This is a genomic window from bacterium (genome assembly GCA_030652805.1).
Lineage (GTDB): Bacteria > JAHJDO01 > JAHJDO01 > JAHJDO01 > JAHJDO01 > JAHJDO01.
In genome coordinates this window covers 69,210-91,692 of sequence record JAUSPT010000032.1, presented here as the reverse complement: position 1 = coordinate 91,692, position 22,483 = coordinate 69,210, and the positions used below count along the sequence as shown (strand labels likewise).

The following is a 22,483-nucleotide window of genomic DNA, read 5'->3' as shown; positions in this document are numbered from 1 at the left end:
AAAAGTGGATACAATGGATACAGGAAATATACCTATTATATCTGTTAAAGGTAGAACTTTAGCAGAGGCGTGGGAAAAAGCAGTGCTTGAGACCTGGAATAAAGGTTTAGCAATAAAAACAGAGTATGATAAAAAAGAGGATCCTCCTAGCAGAGATTGTACAATGATAATGGTTGTGGATGATCCATTTGCTGAGCCGCGAATTCATCGCGCTTTTCCAGCAGGACTTGAAGAGTTAGAGATCTACCGACAGGAAGTCGTAGAAGGTATTCATGATCACTGGATTAGTCCTGAACAAGGAAAATGGACATACACATATCATGAGCGACTTTTTGGATATGAGGTTGAAGGTACAGAGATTAATCAGATAGATTATATTGTAAATAAGCTCGCACAGACTCCCTATAGCCGTAGAGCTCAGGCAATAACATGGAATCCTAAAATTGACCCACCTACATATGATCCGCCATGTCTTCAAAGATGCTGGTTTAGACTTTCAAGAAATGAGCATAAGAGATTGTTATTGAATATGAATACACATTGGCGTTCAAGAGACGGTTTTAAGGCAGCATTTATGAATATATTTGCCTTGACTGACCTACAGAAATTAGTAGCTGCGCGTATAAGTAAGAAAATTCATGAACAAGTTATTGTTGGCAGATATGCTGACATAACAGACAGCTTTCATATTTATGGTTCATATTTTGAGCAATTTCAGGATTTTCTAAATACTGTAAAGAACCGCAGTTTTCAGGAGAGAACATGGACAAGTGAATTCTGCGAACCGTTCTTTGAAGAGGGCAAAAGAAGACTTAAGGATGAACGTGACAAGGAACAGAGTGCCGGAGGCCGGACTTGAACCGGCATGAACTAAAAGTTCGAGGGATTTTAAGTCCCTTGCGTCTGCCAATTTCGCCACTCCGGCAGTAATACTCAGAGGCGGCAAGCGGATTCGAACCGCTGGATAAAGGTTTTGCAGACCTTCGCCTTACCACTTGGCTATGCCGCCACACTATGGCTTTTAAATTACCAATTATGATAGCTATTTTAGCAGTTTCAGTCAATAAGTAATTGAAGCGATATAAAGTGTATGTTATCATTATCTCCAGTTAAAACAGAATAAGGAAAAAACCATTATGAAAAAAGGTATTCATCCAGAATATTATGAGACTACCATTACATGCGCCTGTGGAGAAGTTATCCATACACGTTCTACAAAAAAAAATATCAGAGTAGAAATTTGTTCAAAGTGTCATCCCTTTTACACAGGTAAACAAAAGTTTATTGACAGTGCTGGAAGAGTTGAAAAGTTTAAGAAAAAATATAATCTCTAAATAAAAAAGGGCAAATTCGAAGCACGAAGCACGAAATACGAAACAATATCAAATAACAAAAATACAAATGCTCAAAAACAATGTTTTGGATTTCGAAAATTTAAATTTAGGATTTGTTTCGAGTTTCGGATTTAGGATTTCGGATTTTCTTTCAACGGAGTATTATGTTATTAGACAAATTAGATAGTATAAAAAAAAGGGGTGATGAACTTACTGAGTTAATGAGTGACGCTCAAGTTATATCTAATAGAGGCCAATATCAGAAGTACGCCAAGGAATACACCGATATGAAGGACACAATAAAGGAATATGAAAAATACAGGGAAATTTTGAATGATATATCGAAGCACAAAGAGATTCTCTCAAACCCCGCTGAAGACAAGGATTTTCTAGAACTAGTTGAGTTAGAAATAGCGGATTTGGAAGCTAAAAAAGAGAAGATAGAGGATAATCTACGGGTATTACTGGATCCGGAGGCGCGCGATTGGAACAAAGATATTATTATGGAAATACGGGGTGGGGCTGGTGGAGATGAAGCCAGCCTTTTTGCTGAAGACCTATTTCGTATGTATGGTAAGTATGCTGAAAAGAAGGGATGGAAGATAGAAATTTTGTCATCGCATTCAAGAGAATCGGGAGGTTTTAGAGAGGTGGTTTTTGCGGTAAAAGGAAAGAATGTTTACAGAAGATTGAGATTTGAAAGTGGAACACACCGTGTTCAAAGGGTTCCGGTTACTGAGACCAGCGGCCGCATTCACACATCTACAGTTACTGTGGCAGTGCTTCCTGAACCTGAAGATGTTGAAATTAAAATAAATCCGCAAGAATTAAAAGTTGATACATTTAGGGCATCAGGAGCTGGAGGGCAGCATGTTAATACAACAGACTCAGCAGTTAGAATAACCCATATACCAACGAATCTAGTTGTTGAATGTCAGGATGAAAGATCACAGCATAAAAACAAAGTTAAGGCAATGAGAGTATTAAGAGCACGCCTGCTCCATAAAGTTAGGGAAGATCAGCAAAAGCAGATTTCTCAGGATAGAAAAAAACAAGTTGGTACAGGAGACAGAAGCGAAAAGATTCGCACGTATAATTTTCCCCAAGCGCGAATCACAAATCATCGCATAAATTTTACTTCTCATAAGCTTCAGACTTTTCTTCAAGGTGATATGGACGAATTAATAGAAGCTGAATTATCAGTGGGTTTTAAGCGGGATTGAAGATTAAAGAATTAGTTCAATGCACAACAGATTATCTCGCAAAACATAATATTCCCTCTCCTCGTTTGGATGCAGAGGTTTTGCTATCATATCTCTTAAAAAAAGAAAGAATATTTTTATATCTTAATTGGGATAGCATTCTTACCCAACACACCTTAGACATTTTTAGAAAACTTGTTCTAGAAAGGTCAAAACACATACCGATTGCGTATTTAACAGGATATAAAGAGTTTATGTCCATTGATTTTGAAGTAAACGAAAAAGTATTAATTCCCAGGCCTGAGACTGAAGCATTAGTTGAAGCTACATTATCCCGAATGCTTTCGGGACAACCAAATAGAGAATGGTTAGCAATTGATATGGGAACAGGTTGTGGAAATATAGCAGTTGCTCTTGCCAAAAGTCAGAATATCAGGATATATGCTTCTGATATCTCGGAAGATGCATTGAATATCTCCAAAAAAAATGCAGAAAAAAACAAAGTAGAAAAGTCAATAAGATTTCTTTGTGGAGACTTGTTCAAGAGTTTTAATGGTCTCAACCTTGCCGAAAAGATTGATTTTATTGTATCAAATCCTCCTTATGTTTCTTCAGCGGATTTTGAGAAATTACCTATTGATATAAAGCAATACGAACCTAGAATCGCTCTTGATGGTGGAACTGATGGTATTGATTTTTATCCTGAACTAGTTAAAGGTGCAGAGGAATTTTTAAAACCAAATGGGTTTCTTATTATGGAAATAGGATATGGACAGGTTGAAGGAATTAAAAAACTTATTTCCTCAAGAGGCACATTTTTTGCCCCTGAAATTGTCAGAGACTACGGAGGTATTGAGAGAGTAATTATCTGCACACGCCATTCTTGACATTATGTGTTTCTTTAGGTAGAATTTATACGACTAATTTTGGAGGCAGGCAAAGTGGTGGAAGATAGAAGAAAATTTCTGGGAGAAATACTTCAGGACATAGGTTTGATCTCAGAAAAGAAGCTGGAAACTGCTTTAGCAGAGCAGCGGCAGACAGGTGAAAGACTTGGAAATATACTAATAAAGCTTGGATATATAGATAGTGAAGGGCTCTGTAAGGCATTAGCTTCGCAATTCGGTCTGAAGACGATAAATATATCTGAATATAATGTTGCACAGGAAGTGATAGATAAAGTTCCTTCATCAGTTGCAAAAAAACATAAAATTGTACCTTTGAAGTTTGAAAATAATACTTTAACAATTGCTATGGCTAGTCCACTGAATCTTCTTGCATTGGATAATCTAAGAATAGTGCTGAATTGCGAAGTTGAAGGATTGTTGGCTACAGAAGAACAGATTGAAAGTTCCCTGGAAAGATATTATGGTGTCAGGGAAGAAACAATTGACAGCATGCTTCAAGAGTTGAGTGAACAGGACATAGATTTTGTTAGTGGTGAAGCTGCCGAGGAAGAAGAAGGGATATCTGATGAAGCGCCAGTTATAAAATTAGTCGGGTTATTAATATTGGAAGCGCTTCGTGCCGGAGCAAGCGATATACATATTGAGCCTTTAGAGGATAGATTTAGAGTAAGATATCGTGTGGATGGAGTGTTGCATGAAGTACCTGCTCCTCCTAAGAGACTGGAGAAATCCGTGATCTCCCGTATCAAGATTATGTCCGGTATGAACATTGCAGAAAAGAGACTTCCTCAGGATGGTAAAATAGGATTATCTTTATTGGGGAAAGATATTGACTTGCGTGTATCAGCCCTGCCTGCAATACATGGGGAAAGTGTCGTATTAAGAATCCTCGATAAAACCAGTTTATTACTGGGCATGGCTGAACTTGGGTTTTTAAAGGAGGATATGAAAAGATTTGAATCTCTGATTGCATCGCCTAATGGTATTATTCTTGTCACAGGCCCAACAGGTAGTGGTAAAACAACAACTCTTTATGCGGCTCTCAATAAGATAAATCAGCCGGACAGAAAATTGATAACAGTTGAAGACCCTGTTGAATACCAATTAACAGGGATCAATCAGGTTAATGTAAAAAGCGAAATTGGATTGACATTTGCTAATGTTTTAAGGTCTATATTGAGACAGGCTCCGGATATTATAATGATTGGAGAGATTCGCGATAATGAAACAGCGGAAATTGCTATAAGATCTGCTTTAACAGGACACCTGGTGTTCTCTACGCTTCACACTAATGATGCTCCCAGCGCAGTAACACGGCTTATTGATATGGGAATAAAGCCTTTCTTGGTGGCTTCATCGATTCAGGCAGTTCTTGCACAGAGATTGGTCAGAACAATCTGCCCAGAATGCAAAGAAACATACATTCCAAGGGAAGATGAAGTTTTACAATTAGAAAGGGCGTTTAAGAAAAAAGATATGGGTAAAACACCGTTCTATAAAGGTAAAGGGTGTCCAAAGTGCTCTCGTACAGGTTATAAAGGGAGGATAGGTATTTTTGAATTATTTGTGCTTAATAGTGAAATTCGTGCGTTGATTCTTAAGAGGGCTTCAAGTGCACAAATTAGAGAAAAGGCGTGTGAATTTGGTATGAAGACTCTAAGGCAAGACGGATTGGAGAAAGTTGTAATTGGAATGACTACGCTTTCTGAGGTGGAACGAGTAACTCAAAAAGATGTAGAATTGGAAGGAGCAGTATAAAATGGAGATGAATGAACTGCTGAAAATCGTTGTAGACAGGAATGCTTCTGACATACACTTAGTAGTAGGGAAGCCTCCTGTTTTGCGTATAGATGGAAGACTGGATGTTCTTGACTTTGAGGAGTTGACAAACGAGAACACAGAGAAGTTAATGAAAAGTATTACCTCAGAACATCATCAGCAAAAATTACAAGAGATGGGAGGAACAGATTTTGGTTTTTCTTTTGGAGATATAGCAAGATTCCGTGTAGCTATTTATAAAGAAAGAGGAAATACTTCAATTGCAATGAGGCTTATACCTATGAAGCTTCTGACATTTGATGAGCTGGGATTATCGGAGCAAGTTAAACAGCTTATGTACAGACCGCGTGGTTTAGTTCTGATAACTGGTCCAACTGGCTGTGGTAAGACAACGACACTTGCCACAATGATTGATTATATAGCGAGAAACAGAGATACTCATATAATAACAGTTGAAGACCCTATAGAGTATTACCACACTCATCACAACGGTGTTATGTCTCAAAGAGAATTGGGGGTGGATGTTCCTTCGTTCTCTGAAGCTCTTACCAGAGCCCTAAGACAGGATCCGGATGTTATAATGGTGGGAGAGATGAGAGATCTGGCTACAATGGAGGCAGCTATTTCAGCCGCGGAAACCGGGCATTTGGTATTTGCAACCTTGCATACAACAGGCGCTGCAGCCACAGTTGACAGAATAGTAGATGCTTTTCCTACTGCGCAGCAGGAACAAATAAGAACACAATTATCAGAGTCTCTTGTGGCAGTAATTTCCCAGCAGTTGATTCCTAGGACCACAGGGGGAAGAATAGCATCTTATGAGATAATGGTTGCTACTTCAGCTATAAAGAATTTAATAAGGGAAAAGAAGAGCTATAGAATAATTTCATCCATTCAAACAGGGAAAAAGCTTGGCATGAAAACAATGGATGATTCTCTAACAATGCTTTACAACAGTAAAATAATAAGCTATGAAGAGTATATTACACGTTGTTATAGTGTAGCAGATGCTGAAGTGAAGGCTGGAGAGACGGGAAATGCCTAGCAAAAAGAAGCCTATTGGACAGTTATTACTTGAGAAGGGGCTAATAACACCTGAGCAGTTAGAACTTGCTCTGAATGAGCAACAAAAATCCAGCGGCTTGCTTGGCAGAATTTTGGTAGATCTTGGTTTTGTGACAGAAGCAGACATCTTGTCTACATTAGGGGCACAGACCGGAATGCCTGCTGCAAATCTACCTGAAATGAATATTCTTCCAGAAGTTTTGGAAAAAGTTTCAGCTCCAATCGCAAAAGTATATAAGATTATTCCTGTAAAAATGGAAGAGAATATTCTATATATAGCTATGTCAGATCCTTTAAATATTAACGTCTTAGACGATTTGCGGTTCATGTTGGAATGTGAAGTAAGGGGTATGATAAGCAATGAGAAGGATATTGAAGAAGCTATTGTTAAATATTATGGAGAAAAAACAGAGACTGTTCAGGACGTGTTAAAAGAGATGGAAACAGGAGCCATAGAAATCAAGGGGAGCATTGAGGATGAGGATGAAGATGTTCATGATGTAGCAACTCTTCAGGAACTTGCGCATCAGATTCCTGTAGTTAAATTGCTTAATTTAGTGCTTATTCAGGCAATAAAGGATAAGGCTAGTGATCTGCATTTTGAGCCATTTGAAGACCAATTTAAGATCAGATATCGTGTGGATGGGATGCTTTACGAAATGATTCCGCCGCCTAGGCATTTGGCTTTAGCAGTAACTTCAAGGATTAAGGTCATGGCAGGAATGGACATTGCAGAGAGAAGATTGCCCCAGGATGGAAGGATCCAGCTTAATATGGGTGGAAGAGAAGTAGACCTTCGTATATCAACTTTACCAATAACTCATGGAGAAAGTGTTGTGATACGGATATTGGATAGAGGAGCCGTTATGCTCTCTCTGGAGCAGGTAGGGCTTTTAGAGGAAGATTTAAGGATATTAAGAAGTTTAATTAAAAAGCCTAATGGCATTATTCTAGTCACAGGTCCAACAGGATGTGGCAAGACTACGACTCTTTATTCTGCTTTAGGAGAAATTAATTCTCCGGAAGACAAGATAATTACCACAGAAGACCCTGTTGAGTATGATTTGGCAGGTATTATACAAGTGCAAATAAGGGCCCATATAGGTTTAACTTTTTCCAAGTGTCTCAGAAGTATATTGAGACAGGATCCTGATAAGATTTTAGTAGGAGAGATCCGCGATCTGGAGACTGCAGAAATGTCTATTCAGGCTTCACTTACAGGGCATTTAGTGCTGAGCACGTTGCATACTAATGATGCAGCTAGTACAATTGTCAGGCTTATTGATATGGATATTGAGCCTTTTCTTATAACATCAACGCTGGAGGCTATTGTTGCGCAAAGACTTGTTAGGAAAATATGTTCTAGCTGCAAAGAAGAGTATTCTCCAGATGTGAAAGAATTATCCTTAATTGGACTTAAGTCTGAGGACGTGAAAGGCAAGAAGTTTTATAGGGGCAAAGGATGCGAAATATGTAATGGTATTGGATATAAGGGGCGAATAGGTATTTTTGAGATACTTGTTGTTAATGATGAAATAAGAACTCTTATTGTTGATAAGGCAACTGCTGGTGACCTTAGAAAAAAGTCTCACGAAAAAGGGATGTCAATGTTAAGAGAAGATGGATTGAGGAAGATATGGATGGGCATCACTACTATTGAGGAAGTAGCAAGAGAGACACAGGGAGTGGAGATATAGTATATGGCTGTTTATGCTTATGTTGCGATGAATAATCGCGGTAAAGAGATAAGTGGAAGTGTTGAGGCAGAAACTTCTACTCTGGCAATATCCCAGATAAGAGATATGGGCTATTTCCCCACGAAGGTTTATGAAAAGTCTCCAGCTTCTGGTACTTCAACATCTGCTAAATCAGCAAAGGCTGGTAGTTCTACAAGTATGAATATTCAGATTAAACTGCCAGGAATTGGTGATAGAATAAAGCCCAGACAGTTAGCGGTTTTTGTCAGACAATTGGCAACCTTGCTTGGCGCAGGGCTTCCTTTATTGAGGAGTCTTAATGTTCTGAAGGATCAGGCTAAACCTGGTATTATGAAAGAAACTTTCTCAGGGATAGCTGCAGATATTGAAGGAGGTGCTACGTTTTCAGATGCGCTTGCCAAATATCCCAAAAGCTTTTCAAAACTTTTTGTTAATATGATAAAAGCTGGTGAAGTTGGAGGGATTTTAGAGGCGGTTTTGGAAAGGTTGGCCGAGTTTTCAGAAAAAGAGGAAGCATTAAAAAAGAAGATTAAAGCTGCTATGGTTTATCCTATACTCGTTACTGTTGCGGCTGCAGGAATACTTACTTTTTTGATTATAGTAGTTATACCAACCTTTAAAAAGATGTTTGAAGATTTTAATACAGAGCTGCCGGGCGCTACTGTAATGCTGCTAAAAATGTCGGATGTTTTCAAGGATTGGAGAAATATTCTTGTTGTTCTAGGATCATTAGTTGGACTATTTATAATATACAAGCTTATTAGAAAAACACAGAAAGGGCTGTATTATTCAGATAAACTTAAATTGTATATCCCTATTATTGGTCCTTTGGCGAGAAAAACAGCTATTGGCAGATTTGCAAGAACATTTGCAACCCTGATCGGAAGCGGGGTTCCAATACTTCAGGCGCTTACAATTGTAAAGGATACATCAGGCAATGACGTGATAGCTCAGGCAATGGCGTCTGTTCGTGATAGTATCAGAGAAGGAGAATCAATAGCAGGCCCCCTTCAAGCAAGCGGGATATTTCCGCCGCTGGTTACCAATATGGTGGATGTTGGAGAAGAAACAGGAGCCTTAGATAAGATGCTGCTTAAAGTAGCAGATGCTTATGATCAAGAAGTAGATGCCGCAGTAGCAGCTTTGACAAGTGCAATAGAGCCAATTATGATTGTAGGTATGGGGGGAGTTGTGGGTTTTATAGTTGTTGCGTTATTCTTACCCTTAATTAAGCTAGCTACAGCGATTGTATAAATCAGGATTAATCCTTACCACTTAATACTAAAAATATGAAGCCAAAAATCCTAGTTGTAGATGATGAGCTAAATATGCGCAAGTCTCTTTCTGGTATCCTTCATCAGGAGGGCTATGATGTCAAAGTATGTGGGGATGGAAAAGAAGCCATAGAAATTTTAGACACCGAGCAATTCAATTTAATAATCACTGACATAAAGATGCCTTGTATGGATGGAATGACTATGTTGTCGACCGTAAGAAAGAAGAACAAGGAAATACCTGTTATAATTATTACAGGGAACGCTACAGTGGATTCAGCAATTGATGCAGTAAAGCTTAAGGCTTATGATTACATAAGGAAACCATGCATGCCAGAGGAGATTCTTTTCTCTGTGCATAGGGCGGTAGAACACGAAAAGCTGATAAGCGAGAATTTATATTTACATAATCAGCTGAAAGAAAAATTTAGTTTTAGGGGATTAATAGGGAATAATAAGAAAATGCAGGAGGTCTATCAACTGGTGCAAAAGGTCTCTAACGCCAATGCTGCTATACTAATAAGAGGGGAGAGCGGAACTGGTAAGGAGTTAATAGCCAGTGCGATTCATTATAACAGTCAGCGTAAGAACAACAAGTTTCTTGCTATAAATTGCGGAGCTTTGCCGGAGAATCTGTTGGAAAGTGAATTATTTGGTCATGAGAAAGGCGCATTTACAGGCGCTATAAGCAGTAGAAAAGGAATATTTGAGGCGGCTGATAAAGGGACTATTTTTCTTGATGAAATAGGAGATCTTTCTTTAGCTACACAGATGAAATTATTGCGCGTTCTTCAGGATGGAGAATTTAGAGGAGTGGGAGGAACTCGGCAAATTAAGGTTGATGTGAGGATTATAAGCGCAACTAACAAGAATTTAGAAGACCGTATAAAAGAGGGTCTGTTTAGAGAAGATTTATATTACAGAATAAATGTAATTGCTATTGATATGCCTCCTCTCAGAGAAAGGAAAGATGATATAGCTCTTTTAGTAAAGCACTTTTTAGAAAAGTATAATCCCTTAAAATCTAAGGGAGTTGCGTCTAAACGAATTTCCTCTGAAGCTATGGATTTACTTATAAACTTTGACTGGCCGGGTAATGTTAGAGAGCTGGAAAATGCAATTGAACGCGCAGTAACATTGCAGGAAGGAGCATGTATTCTTCCTGAGGATTTGCCTGCAGGGGTAGGTTTTCAACCTGCCCACATCCCCGCAATTACAGGAGAGAAATTTCGTGAAGCACGAACTGCCTTTGAAAAGGGGTTTTTAATCAATATATTAAAAAAGGCAAATAGAAATATATCCCTTGCTTCAAAGAAAGCTGGCATAAGCAGGCGCCATTTCTATGAGAAGATGAAGTTATATGGAATTAAAAGATAAATTTTTTTCTCTGTTTTCGCGGCTTGCATACCTATTTATATTAACCGGGTTAGCCATTTTTCTTATATACGTTGCTGTGATTGTATGGAAGACTCCGCTTCTCCAGTACAGGGATTTTTTTATTACAATTATCTTTTTTTCTCTGGGGTTTGTTGCCTTTGCTTATATATGGAAGGTTGTTCTTCAGCCAATATTTGGATCTTTGAACAAGGGATTTAAACCCATTGTTCAAAAACCCCTTGTTCAAGAGAGTAGCCTGCAACCTCTTGTTAACTCAAGGGAACAACTTAAAAAATGGTCTCAGGAGCTAGAAAAAAGGGTAGAGAATAGGACATCAGAGCTAAAGAAAGTCAATAGGGAATTGCTTGCTACAGAGTTTGAACTTATGGAGCGGGACAAGCTCTCCTCTATGGGAGAAATATCGGCAAAACTGGCGCATGAAATCAGGAATCCTCTTGCGATTATTAATAATGCAGTGTTTTTTCTCAAGAATGCTTTTAAGAAGCCGGGTTCTGAAGTATCAGAGCAGATTGGAATCCTTTTTCAGGAGACAGACCGCATTAATAAACTTGTTACTGATTTACTCCAGTTTTCTAGAATTTCAGTATCCAAGGATAAGGATGTGGAGATGATTGATGTTAATGAGGTGCTTGACGATGCTATAATGTCTTTTGAATCTGTAGGGGCAGATTTGAAACCCGCCCTTGAGAAAAAATATGCTATAAGATTACCGCGAATAAGAGCCAATCCAGGTCAGTTGAAACAGGTATTTTTAAATATAATTGCCAATGCCTATCAATCTATGGGAGACAGTGGGAGACTTACGATATATACAGATGTTGACGCAGAAGCATCCCGAATAGAAATTGTTTTCAATGACACAGGCTGTGGGATTGCGCCTGAAAATTTAAAGGAAATATTTACTCCGTTTTTTTCGACAAAGGAGCCGGGAAAGGGAACAGGACTTGGCCTTTACATCTGTAACTCATTAATAAAAAGTCTTAATGGAGATATCTCTGTTCAATCGGAAGTTGGAAAGGGAACAAGTTTTACTATTAGTTTGCCAGTGAGAAAAACCGCACACACTTGGAGAGAAAAAGCACTAAATTCGAAGCACAAAGCACGAAACAATATCAAATGACAAAAATACAAAATTCAAAACAGTTTGAAATTTCGAAAATTTGAATTTAGAATTTGTTTAGGATTTCGATATTCGGATTTCGGATTTATTCTTTAATGTTTGGCATAAATGTTGCTTTATAGTATAGTAATATAGTGGATGAAAAGGAGGTGGAAATGAAATTCAAAAAAGGTTTTACGTTAATTGAGTTGTTGGTTGTAGTGGCAATTATCACATTGCTTGCTTCAATAATAGTTCCTAATTATTTTAAAGGGCTTGAGAAGTCAAAGATTGGAAAGGCAACGGCAGACGTGGTACTTTTGAGAAAAAGCGTTGACCTTTTCAGAGCTGATAATGGCGGGACTTTGCCGGACAGCCTTGCTGTTTTAATTTCTCAGAAATATTTAAGCAAAGCAGTCCCTACTGATCCATGGGGAGGAAGCTATTCATATACAGCAACAGAAAACAGCTACACAATAACTGATGGAAGCAGTAAGGGCATATCAGAGACAATTAATTTTTAGAGGAGGGGAAAATGAGGAAAAGATCCGGGTTTACGCTTATTGAGCTTTTGGTCGTAATAGGCATCATTGTGCTTCTTGCAGGTATTGTAATGCCTAACTTTATGAAGTCGATTGATAAGGCGAAGAAAACGCGCGGAAGAGCCGATATCCACAGTCTTGAGAACGCGTTAGCAATGTATCAGACTGATTGGGGGGTATATCCAGGGCAAAGTGGAGAAGATTTATATACTAGTATTTCAGATGGAAATATGACTAGCCTGGAGAGAATGTTACAGGCAGTAGGAACTAATGGACGCGGACCTTATCTTTCAAAGGATATTCCCAATGACCCTTATGGAACAAAATACAGATATAGAGCTCCAGGAGGAACTGCGAGTAATTATAACAATCCACTGACAAATCGCGGTTATGACCTCTGGTCATATGGAAAAGATAAGACTGATGGTGGGGACGATGACATAGCATGTTGGGATACTGAGACAAGCTAGAAATGAAAAATTCAAAATTAAAAATTGCAACCAGTGGTTGCCGCGCTTTCACAGCAGTAGAGCTCATGATCGTTCTTGCAATTATGAGCATTATGCTTGTTGCGGCAATACCCTCCTTTGTTCAGTTCACAAGAAATTCCAGGATTAAAAGCGGAGCGCAGATCGTTGTTTCCGCTCTTCGCACTGCGCGCAGTCATGCGATAAAGAGAAGAAAAAGATGCGCAGTTCTTTTTAACTTCAATACGGATACACATAATATTGGATATGCAGTAAAAATTTATTGGGATCCTGACGACTATATTAAAGGAGGTTCAGTAACTAATTGGAAAACTTTGCCCAAGACAATAATTATGACAGATGGAGTAACAGGAGGTTTGGATACATACGGTCCTAATGTGATTCCATTTCCGAATGATTCAGATCCAGCTGCTCTTACTGTAAAATACATTTATTTTACACCTACAGGTGGGGCATCAGAGACTGATGGGTCAGCAATTTTGATTAGTGATGGAACACATGAAGACACCTCATGTATTGGAATAACAGGAATTACAGGCAGGATAAAAACGAGTAGAGAATAATGAGTAAATTCAAAATTCAAAATTCAAAATTCAAAATTGTTCCGATGAATGTCGGAGCATTTAGTCTTCTTGAACTTGTTATTTCAATGGCTATTCTGTCTATTGCGCTTCTTGGACTTATTCAAATGTTCCCTGTAGGACTCAGGGCAAGCAAGCATGCAGGAGATCATACAATGATGACATTTCTCGGTCAGCAGAAAATGAGTGATATTGAGCAGGAAAAACCTATTGATAGCACAACAAGTAACACTTTTTTCTCTGTTCCCGGCGCTGATCCTGATTATTCTTCTTTCTCATGGATACAAACAATTACTCAGGATTTAACACTCACAAACCTATATCATGCATCTGTATTGATTTACTGTAATGATAGAGGCGATACCAGAATTGAGGAGTTTGTAACATGCTATGTGAAATAAAAACAGACGACGGACCACAGACGACAGACGACAGTACAAAACCATGGTCTATGGTCTATGGTCTATGGTCTACTTCTGCTTTTACATTGATTGAAATCATGATTACAACAGCGGTTTTGGCTTTATTGATAACAGGCATTTATTCTATTTTTAAGGGCGGTACCGATTCATGGACAAAGGGCAATGTAAGAATGGAGCGGTATCAGAACGCAAGAGCGATTCTGGAGATGATGTCAAGAGAGATATCATGCGCAATGGTCAACGAGGCGAGAAAGATATATATGCTGGGAGTGGATAAATCTGAATCTGGTAAAGTAAAGGATGATGTAAGAAGCACAGCAGACGAATTATTTTTTATAGCCCCTGTATATCCAATGTCTGATATAAAAGACTCTTCAAATACCACTAAATCTGATATGTGCGAATTAGGATACTGGGTAAAGGATGATACGGAACTTATTAAGCATCGTCAGGTTAGTAATCTTGATTTCATCTTTCAGTCAGATATAGATGCCACTAATAATCACTCACTCGGCATTGCAGTCGCAGATCTTCGCTTTTATTATTATGGTGATGATGGTTGTGATGACGAAGACTCTCATGTGAACTGGGGCTCTAATGATTCAGACGCAGATACCTATTTATATAAATTGCCAAAAAAGATAAAGATAGTTCTCAAAACCCGTGACGAAGAGGCGAGAGAAGATACTCAGACCTTTGAGACCACTGTGTTTATGCCGGGAGCAGAATGATTACAAAAGCATTAAATTCGAAGCACGAAGCACGAAATACGAAACAATATCAAATGACAAAAATACAAATGTTCAAAACGGGGTTTAGAATTTTGAGAATTAGAATTTTAAATTTGTTTAGGATTTCGGATTTAGGATTTCGGATTTGCCCTAATAAAAATGGTATTGCCCTCATAATAGTTGTCTCCATTATGGCTGTTCTTGCCTCTATTGCTGCTGCTTTTTCATACAGCATGATAATGGACCAGCGCGCAGCAGCCAATTATATGAGTGGGATAAAAGCGGACTACATTGCGAAAGCGGGCATTCAGCACGCAATTGGCGTTTTGAAACTGGATGGCGACCCTTCAAATCAGCCGCCAGCTTATTGCAGTTATGAAGGATATGACTGGTATGGCGATGACTGGGGGTATGATTCTACGCTTTTCGGCGCCTATGGCGCTGATGCAGATTCCTGCGTGAGCAATGATGATGATGTGGCTTCAACAGGCGCGGCAGTTGCCGGGTCAGACTCCCGCTGGGTATATCTAACTGATTCGCAGGGACACCTGATTGGCAGATACGCTGTTCTGGTCATTGATGAGTCAGGCAAGATAAATATAAACACAGGACGCCATGGCTCCTTTGGAAATGAGGGATGGACAACAGGTGAGATAAATATCAAACCGGTTTGCGATATTGCAGGAGTTAGTGATGCAAAAGGCAGGGAAATTATAAAAGTACGCTATGGAACAGACGGCTGTGCGGGGATTTCGGGTTATGACGATAATGCTGACAGCGTTGTTCTGAATAATGACGGGATAGATAATGATGGAGATAGTTTTGCTGACGAAGGAGATGAGGGGGTAGACGATTCAGCGGAGTTTTATATTGCCAGGCCATACACTGCTTCCAGCAATCTCAGCGCTGATACGCCTTATCTGACTCCTGCTGAGGTTGTTTCACTTGCGGACGTAACAGGTAGTGAGTATAGTGATTTTGATTCTTACATCACAACCTTTTCTTCTGACAAAAACCTTACGGATTCAGGGCTGGCGCGCTTAAACATCAACGCTGTAAGCTCTGCAATGGAATTATATTCAACTCTGAGGGACGCCTTTGATTATTGGGGAACTTCTGCTACAACAGCAGAGCTTGCTCAAATGGCAGTGAACATAATTGATTTTAGGGATCGTGATAACGGCTCAACGCGAATTGATATTGAAGGGCCAGGCGGCACTGTCCTTACCCGCTACGGCGTTGAAGGAATAAGAATAAATGAGGTTATGGTAAGGCCTGTGTTCAGGAAAGATGCGACTTCAAGTTATGAATCTTTAGCTCCAGCAGGTGGATGGAGTTATAGCGCACCTAATTGGGGATCCACGGATAATAATGACAGTGGTATGTGGATGTGGTCAGGTTCAGATTTGGAAGAAGGGAGTTATAAATTAAAAATATTTGGAAGTGGCGATGATGTAATTGTAAAGACAGCTGTATCGGATGATACAGGAGTTGGATATTGGAAAAGTGTAGGAGCAGTTGATTTGACTGCAGAGGGAACAGATGCTGATACAATTATAATATCATCGAATAAAAAGTTACATTTGGAAATAAAAACACCATCAGCTGGTGCAGGCCCTTGGTCCTGGTACCGCATTGAGCTCTCCCAATCCCCTGACTGTGAATATGTTGAGCTTGTGAATATTTCCGAAAATGCAGTTACAATGAACGGCTGGCATCTTGAGTTTCCGAATGGGCAGGTTGGAACTATTCCCAGCGGGACGAGTATTGCTGCAAGTGGCGGATATTGTGTTCTTGCTGTAGACATGGCTGATTCAGATGTTAATAATGGAGCTGAAGTGTACAATAATGGTATTTATTTTACAAAGACATATCCAGGTTTAAGCAATGTGTATCAGCTTGGTTTTACAAATGACGTTCTGGACGATATTATTTCAGATACGGTTTTAATAGACAGTCCTTTGCGGCTTTATGACGACTCCATCACGCCAACAACAGATCCGACGACAGGAATAGCTACTCCTGCGGGACATATAGTTGATCAAGTTTTATGGGATAGTTCAATAATACAGGATAATGATTTTTATTCTATGGAGAGAGACGATCCAGCTTATGTTGGAGACGATGTATTGAATGATTCAGGCATCTTCGATACATGGCTGATAAGCGCAAATACTAAAGGCAGCCCGGCAGCGGCAAACAATGGGGCTGCATTAACCAATATTAAAGTGAAGAATTCTCCGTTTGCAAACATAGGAGAGGTAGCAGATGTATCATTCAGCAGAGAAAAATGGGTGAACATAGGAAACACTACCGAACATAGCGGTGGAGAGCATATAATACGAAACATCGCAGACAGGATCACTGTCTCGGGAAGACGGCTTGACGCTGAGTTTGCGGATTTAACGCAAGTTTCAAACTGGACTTTAGAGAGTCTCTTAGGTGATGATGAGGAGACAAAACGTAAATATGGGGGGAGAGAGCTTAATGAGGCAACTGATGAACTGTACTGGTTTAAAGCAGATGCTTCCGCATCTACGAATGAGGATACATGGACATGGTACACAACAATAGACCGCTTTGAAGCGGATACTTATATTATGTATGTTTACGGAAGAGAAGGCGGGGCAATGAGGGTGAGAGTTGATGATGACACTGCGCTTATTACTCCAAGCACAGATTACGGCGCGCGGTTTGGACAGGTTGTTGTGTCAGATACTACATTGAGCGTTGCTATTCAAGCAGATGCTTCAAGCGCAGACTCTGTGTTTTTTGATTATGTCCTTCTCACCCCTGCGTCAAAGACATATGGCAGAATAAATATAAATACAGCTTCTGTTCCTGTGCTTAATGGACTAAAAAACATAGGTGCATCCACAGCACAGAAAATTATTGACGACGGGCCATTCCAAACTATTGGACATCTTGTTACTGCTCCAACAGCAACTATAGGTACTACAACATTTCAACCTATCTCCAACCTCATAACAACAAAATCCAATGTATTTAAAATAATCTGCACAGGCCAGTCAGTTCTGGATAAGAATGGGAACGGGACTTTTGATACTGACGACGAGGTGCTCGGGGAGAGGAAGATCACTGTTATTTATGAAAGATAGGCATTGATGGAGCATCTAAAACAAAGATTGGATATATTGAGAAAGAATTTGGATCACGCAAAGGTGTATCTTTGACTACCCCAAGAAACAGGAAGAAATAAAACAGTTAGAAAAAGAGACTTCAAGGCCGGGTTTCTGGTCAGATAACAAAAAAGCCGCCAGTATTATAAAACAGATTAAAATCTTAAAAGGTATTACTGCGCCTCTTGATACCCTCATTAGAGAAACAGATAACGCTTTAGAGCTGGTTGAACTCGCCTTATCAGAGAAGGATAACACAATCTCTTCTGAGATTACCGAGGAACTTGAGAAACTGGAGAAGGATTATAAAAGTTTTGAATTAAAATTGACTTTAAGCGGTAAGTATGACGGAAATAACGCTATTATGACTCTTCATTCAGGCGCAGGAGGGACGGAAGCGTGCGACTGGGTAGAGATGCTGCTGAAAATGTATATCAAGTGGTCGGAAAGAAGAGGTTTTAAAACAGAGATCGCGGACATTCTGGCAGGTGAAGAAGCTGGTATAAAAACCGTGACGATTATGATTAAGGGTGATTACTCATATGGCTACCTGCGTTCGGAAATAGGTGTGCACAGGCTTGTAAGAATATCTCCATTCGACGCGAACAAAAGAAGACATACCTCATTCTGTTCAGTTGATGTGATTGCGGAGGTAGAAGACGAAATTGATGTTGATATTAAGGAAGACGATCTAAGAATTGATACTTACCGTGCAAGCGGTCATGGAGGACAGCATATCAATACCACTGACTCTGCTGTGCGTATTACACATCTGCCAACAGGCATAGTCACACAATGCCAGAATGAACGCTCTCAGCTTAAAAACAAGTTGACTGCAATGAAGGTTCTGAAAGCACGGCTGGTTGAATACCACATGCGGAAGAAGGAAGAAGAGATGCAGGAATACAATAAAGATAAGAAGAAGATAGAATGGGGTTCTCAGATCCGTTCGTATGTATTCCAGCCCTATACCCTTGTTAAGGATCACAGGACAGGAATTGAAGCAGGAAATGTCCAGGCAGTTATGGATGGACATATTGATAAATTTATAGAAGCATTTTTAAAGATAAAATAATCTCCCTTTTCTATTGCGCACCTATACGCTGTATGCTAGACTTTATTCAAAGCACAAAGCAATAGCGAAAACTAAATGCCAGATAACAAAATGCAAAAATTTAGAATGGGGATGGGCGAACACACAGGTTCGCCCCTACAATGTGAAAATCGGAATGTAGGGGCAGATCTATGTATCTGCCCTTTGATCGTTTTTATTGTGTTGGTGTTTTGCCAGCATGCTTTTGCTGTTAGTAAAATTGAAAAATTCGTAATAGAGCATCCCGTAGGATTATTTTTCTCAATTATAGGTCCTGTAGTAGGCGCTTTATTTATTTATTGGATAGTTTTTTACATATTCCATTTTGGCAAAGCAGAAATAGATATTGTTAAAGAAAGAAAAGAACATTTGAAGATAGATGAAGAAAAACACGAATTATTCACTAAAATTCCTGAAGGGAGTGTTGAACAAGCCCTTTCCCTGCCTTCTGCCAGATTAATTGCTAGAAGTCAGCATGGGTTTTTAAAAGAACATAAATTACACTCTAATAAAGAATTTTCTATCGGAAGGAGCGATACCTGTAACATTGCGATTAAGGAACCCAGAGTATCCAGGCTTCATGCAAAAATCAGGCCTGAAAAAGAGGGGTACATTCTCTATGATTTGGTTAGTAAGGGAGGAACCAGGGTTAACGCTATAAAGATAAAGAGACATCGTCTTAGACATAATGACAGAATTGGAATAGGATATACAGAAATAATATTCAAGTTAGAGGTATAATTATAGCGGAGGAGAGAACATGTTTGAAGGGTCAATAGTTGCAATAGTTACGCCATTTAAAGATGATAAGATTGACGAACAGAGATTATCAGAACTTATTGAGTTTCATATTTCAGAGGGCACAAGCGCGATTCTTCCATGCGGATGTACGGGAGAGGCGGCTACGCTTACTCACAAAGAACAGGAATACATGATAAAATTAGTTATTGATATTGTTAATAAGAGAGTTCCTGTAATTGCCGGAACGGGTTCAAATAGCACTGAAGAAGCTCTAGCGCTTACAAGATCCGCCAAAGGAGCTGGAGCAGATGGAGCCCTACTGATTACTCCATACTATAATAAACCAACTCCTGGTGGACAGTACTTGCATTATGAGAAGATAGCAAAGGCAGTGGATATCCCTATCATACTGTATAATGTGCCTTCAAGAACAGGCATAAGCATTTTGCCTCAAACAGTTGCTGAACTTTCAAAGATTGATAATATTATTGGTATAAAGGAAGCAAGCGGGAGCTTGGATCAGGTCAGCGATATAATAAATCTATGTGATATAACTGTTCTTTCAGGAGACGACGCCCTAACCTTGCCTATGATGGCGCTTGGAGCAAAAGGAGTAATATCAGTCGCAGCAAATGTAGTTCCAAAGCATGTGGCTAGAATGGTAAAGAGTTTTTTGAATGGTAATTTAGAAGAATCCAGAAAAATTCATTTCAACTTGTTTCCGCTATTTAAGGCATTATTCTATGAAACAAATCCAATACCTGTAAAAACAGCTCTTGGAATGATGGGGAAGATTAGCCCTCAATTAAGACTGCCTCTTTGCGAAATGAAGAAGGAAAACGCAGAAAGATTGAGAGGAGTATTGATTGACATAGGAGTTTTGTCATGATTAATGTAGTTGTTAATGGTGCATGCGGAAGAATGGGCAGGAGAATAATAAAACTCCTCTCCATTCAAAAAGACTTACATCTTTGCGGAGCAGTTGAGATTCCATCTCATTCAGACATAGGAAAAGATGCTGGCGTAGTGGCAGGCATTGATAAATTAGATGTAAGTGTGATTTCGTGTATTAATGACATTATAGAAGATGCAGATGTTGTGGTTGATTTTTCATCCACAGACGGAGCTCTTGCTTCTGCCAGTGTCTGCGCAAAGTATAAGAAAGCGTTAATTGTCGGCACTACCGGGTTGAGCGTTGAAGCGTTATCTGAGATAAGAAATATCTCTAGCATAGTTGCCTGTCTTGTTTCTTCAAATATGAGTGTTGGTGTTAATCTTTTGTGTAAACTTGTTGAGCAGGCGTCAAGCATATTAGGAGATGAATATGACGTGGAGATTATAGAGGCTCATCACAGGTTTAAGAAGGATGCTCCAAGTGGTACAGCAAAAACTCTCGCTAAAATTATTTCAAACGTAAAAGGTAAAAAGCTTAAAGATATGGCTGTCTATGGCAGGGAAGGGCTGGTTGGAGAAAGAAAAGGAAATGAGATTGGGATACATGCTGTTAGAGCAGGCGATATAGTTGGAGAGCATACAGTTATATTTGGAGGTACTGGCGAAAGAATAGAACTAAAGCATATCGCTACCACAAGAGATACATTTGCGCAAGGAGTTATTAAAGCAATAAAATTTATCAGCACCCAAAGAGCAGGGCTTTATGATATGAAAGATGTGTTAAATAACAAATTCGAAGCACGAAATACGAAGCACAAAACAATATCAAATGACTAAAACACAAAATTCAAAACGGTTTAAGAAATTTGAAAATTTGAATTTAGGATTTGTTTCGGATTTAGAATTTCGGATTTCGGATTTTGAACTTTAATGTGTATATATTTAAGCCTTGGTTCAAATATAGGAAATCGCAAGGCAAATATTCAGGAAGCTATTCGCCTGTTGTCTCAAAACCAGCAGATTGAGGTCAAGAAGTGTTCTTCGTTTTATGAAACAAGTCCTGTTGGCATAGAGAAACAGCCGTGGTTTGTGAATTGCGCAGTTGAAGTTGAGACAGATATTGAGCCTGGAAACTTATTGAAGATCATTAAAAATATTGAACTTTCTATAGGAAGAGAAAATTCCTTTGTTTGGGGTCCTCGGGAAATAGATATAGATATAATTTTTTTTAAGGATATTGTTTTGAATGAACAGGTTTTGAAAATTCCTCATTCTCAAGCGCATAAAAGAGCATTTGTGCTGGCTCCTTTAGCTGAGATTGTTAGGGATTTTATACATCCTGTTCTTGGAAAGTCTGTGAAACAGTTGCTGGATGAGATAACAGAAGAACAGATTGTTAGGAAAATAGGGTAAATGTTAGAAGGCAAGTATATTGTTATTGAAGGCACTATTGGTGTAGGAAAGACTTCTCTTGCTAGAGAGCTGTCAAAAGAGATTAATGGTAAACTGGTTCTTGAGAAAAGTGAAGAAAATCCATTTCTGGAGAAGTTTTATGGGAATGCAGAAGAATATGCCTTTCAAACTCAGATTTTCTTTCTTCTCTCAAGATATAGCCAGCAGCAAAAAATATTGCAAAGAGAGCTTTTCAAAAGGACTGTTGTGTGTGATTATTTATTCACAAAGGATAGAATATTTGCGTATCTTAATCTTAATGAGGATGAATTGGGATTATATAATCATCTTGAACCTCTGCTGGCTAAGAGGATTCCTGCGCCCGATTTAGTAATATATCTTCAAGCATCCACCTCGGTTTTGATTCAACGCATAAAAAATAGAGGAAAGCAATATGAAATGGAAATTCCCGAGACATATATAGAAGAGCTTAATAAGGCGTATAACCATTTCTTTTTTCTATATAAAGACAGCCCGTTGCTTTTTGTGGATACTGACCAGATAGATTTTGTTCATAGCAAGATAGACCTTAATGATTTGATTAAAACAATAAAAGACATGCGAGGAGGCACTCAATACTATAAACCTGTTTCCTCAGATATATTTACAAAAATGTAACATT

The 22,483-nt window shown here is 39.0% G+C and carries 22 protein-coding genes and 2 tRNA genes; 22 read left to right on the top strand and 2 right to left on the bottom strand.

What is annotated here, in order from left to right:
- Window positions 1-13: 13 nt before the first annotated feature.
- Window positions 14-859, top strand: coding sequence for a thymidylate synthase (locus Q7J67_02995; protein ID MDO9464245.1), 846 nt, complete (start codon window positions 14-16; stop codon window positions 857-859).
- Here Q7J67_02995 and Q7J67_02990 read toward each other — a convergent pair.
- Together Q7J67_02990 and Q7J67_02985 are read right to left on the bottom strand one after the other, a co-directional pair.
- Window positions 841-925, bottom strand: a tRNA-Leu gene (locus tag Q7J67_02990). The genes Q7J67_02995 and Q7J67_02990 overlap by 19 nt on opposite strands.
- A 12-nt stretch (window positions 926-937) precedes the next feature.
- Window positions 938-1,009 (bottom strand) — tRNA-Cys (locus Q7J67_02985).
- A gap of 127 nt (window positions 1,010-1,136) precedes the next feature.
- Between Q7J67_02985 and rpmE the strand changes: the two genes are divergently transcribed.
- The 21 genes from rpmE to Q7J67_02880 all read left to right on the top strand — a co-directional run bounded on the left by rpmE (window position 1,137) and on the right by Q7J67_02880 (window position 22,479).
- Window positions 1,137-1,334, top strand: a complete 198-nt coding sequence (gene rpmE / locus Q7J67_02980) for a 50S ribosomal protein L31 (GenBank protein MDO9464244.1) — start codon at window positions 1,137-1,139, stop codon at window positions 1,332-1,334.
- A gap of 164 nt (window positions 1,335-1,498) precedes the next feature.
- Window positions 1,499-2,557: a peptide chain release factor 1 gene (prfA, locus tag Q7J67_02975; GenBank protein MDO9464243.1), complete on the top strand. Its 1,059-nt coding sequence runs from the start codon at window positions 1,499-1,501 to the stop codon at window positions 2,555-2,557.
- Window positions 2,554-3,423 (top strand): peptide chain release factor N(5)-glutamine methyltransferase, encoded by an 870-nt coding sequence (prmC, locus tag Q7J67_02970; protein ID MDO9464242.1) that lies wholly within the window; start codon window positions 2,554-2,556, stop codon window positions 3,421-3,423. The genes prfA and prmC overlap by 4 nt, the downstream gene beginning before the upstream one ends.
- A 57-nt stretch (window positions 3,424-3,480) precedes the next feature.
- Window positions 3,481-5,202: a type II secretion system ATPase GspE gene (gene gspE, locus Q7J67_02965; GenBank protein MDO9464241.1), complete on the top strand. Its 1,722-nt coding sequence runs from the start codon at window positions 3,481-3,483 to the stop codon at window positions 5,200-5,202.
- Between the two features lies 1 nt (window position 5,203).
- Window positions 5,204-6,268, top strand: coding sequence for a type IV pilus twitching motility protein PilT (locus tag Q7J67_02960; protein MDO9464240.1), 1,065 nt, complete (start codon window positions 5,204-5,206; stop codon window positions 6,266-6,268).
- Window positions 6,261-7,985 carry an ATPase, T2SS/T4P/T4SS family gene (locus tag Q7J67_02955; GenBank protein ID MDO9464239.1) on the top strand — a complete coding sequence of 575 codons (1,725 nt, stop codon included), beginning with the start codon at window positions 6,261-6,263 and terminating at the stop codon, window positions 7,983-7,985. Before Q7J67_02960 ends, Q7J67_02955 begins: the two co-directional genes overlap by 8 nt.
- Window positions 7,986-7,988: 3 nt before the next feature.
- On the top strand, window positions 7,989-9,260 hold the full coding sequence (locus tag Q7J67_02950) for a type II secretion system F family protein (GenBank protein ID MDO9464238.1): 1,272 nt from the start codon (window positions 7,989-7,991) through the stop codon (window positions 9,258-9,260).
- A gap of 35 nt (window positions 9,261-9,295) precedes the next feature.
- A complete protein-coding gene (locus Q7J67_02945; GenBank protein ID MDO9464237.1) occupies window positions 9,296-10,657 on the top strand; it encodes a sigma-54 dependent transcriptional regulator in 1,362 nt (453 codons plus the stop codon).
- Complete coding sequence (locus Q7J67_02940; protein ID MDO9464236.1) at window positions 10,641-11,798, top strand: ATP-binding protein; 1,158 nt, start codon at window positions 10,641-10,643, stop codon at window positions 11,796-11,798. Before Q7J67_02945 ends, Q7J67_02940 begins: the two co-directional genes overlap by 17 nt.
- Window positions 11,799-11,953: 155 nt before the next feature.
- Entirely contained in the window at window positions 11,954-12,301 is a 348-nt protein-coding gene (locus tag Q7J67_02935) for a type II secretion system protein GspG (GenBank protein ID MDO9464235.1), read from the top strand.
- An 11-nt stretch (window positions 12,302-12,312) separates the two neighbouring features.
- Complete coding sequence (gene gspG, locus Q7J67_02930) at window positions 12,313-12,789, top strand: type II secretion system major pseudopilin GspG (protein MDO9464234.1); 477 nt, start codon at window positions 12,313-12,315, stop codon at window positions 12,787-12,789.
- 2 nt (window positions 12,790-12,791) lie between these two features.
- Complete coding sequence (locus Q7J67_02925) at window positions 12,792-13,370, top strand: GspH/FimT family pseudopilin (GenBank protein MDO9464233.1); 579 nt, start codon at window positions 12,792-12,794, stop codon at window positions 13,368-13,370.
- A complete protein-coding gene (locus tag Q7J67_02920; GenBank protein MDO9464232.1) occupies window positions 13,370-13,789 on the top strand; it encodes a prepilin-type N-terminal cleavage/methylation domain-containing protein in 420 nt (139 codons plus the stop codon). The genes Q7J67_02925 and Q7J67_02920 overlap by 1 nt, the downstream gene beginning before the upstream one ends.
- Complete coding sequence (locus tag Q7J67_02915) at window positions 13,774-14,541, top strand: prepilin-type N-terminal cleavage/methylation domain-containing protein (GenBank protein MDO9464231.1); 768 nt, start codon at window positions 13,774-13,776, stop codon at window positions 14,539-14,541. The genes Q7J67_02920 and Q7J67_02915 overlap by 16 nt, the downstream gene beginning before the upstream one ends.
- A gap of 92 nt (window positions 14,542-14,633) precedes the next feature.
- Window positions 14,634-17,660, top strand: a complete 3,027-nt coding sequence (locus tag Q7J67_02910; protein MDO9464230.1) for a type II secretion system protein GspK — start codon at window positions 14,634-14,636, stop codon at window positions 17,658-17,660.
- A gap of 3 nt (window positions 17,661-17,663) precedes the next feature.
- Window positions 17,664-18,756, top strand: a protein-coding gene (gene prfB, locus Q7J67_02905) for a peptide chain release factor 2 (GenBank protein ID MDO9464229.1) whose coding sequence is annotated in 2 segments (ribosomal slippage) — window positions 17,664-17,732 and window positions 17,734-18,756 — 1,092 coding nt in all. Because the reading frame shifts where the segments join, the coding sequence is not laid out codon by codon here.
- Between the two features lie 75 nt (window positions 18,757-18,831).
- On the top strand, window positions 18,832-19,515 hold the full coding sequence (locus Q7J67_02900) for an FHA domain-containing protein (GenBank protein MDO9464228.1): 684 nt from the start codon (window positions 18,832-18,834) through the stop codon (window positions 19,513-19,515).
- 19 nt (window positions 19,516-19,534) lie between these two features.
- Entirely contained in the window at window positions 19,535-20,404 is an 870-nt protein-coding gene (gene dapA / locus Q7J67_02895; protein ID MDO9464227.1) for a 4-hydroxy-tetrahydrodipicolinate synthase, read from the top strand.
- Window positions 20,401-21,246, top strand: a complete 846-nt coding sequence (dapB, locus tag Q7J67_02890) for a 4-hydroxy-tetrahydrodipicolinate reductase (GenBank protein MDO9464226.1) — start codon at window positions 20,401-20,403, stop codon at window positions 21,244-21,246. Before dapA ends, dapB begins: the two co-directional genes overlap by 4 nt.
- Before the next feature lie 93 nt (window positions 21,247-21,339).
- Entirely contained in the window at window positions 21,340-21,822 is a 483-nt protein-coding gene (gene folK / locus Q7J67_02885) for a 2-amino-4-hydroxy-6-hydroxymethyldihydropteridine diphosphokinase (protein ID MDO9464225.1), read from the top strand.
- A complete protein-coding gene (locus Q7J67_02880) occupies window positions 21,823-22,479 on the top strand; it encodes a deoxynucleoside kinase (protein MDO9464224.1) in 657 nt (218 codons plus the stop codon). It begins immediately after the preceding gene.
- Window positions 22,480-22,483: the final 4 nt, after the last annotated feature.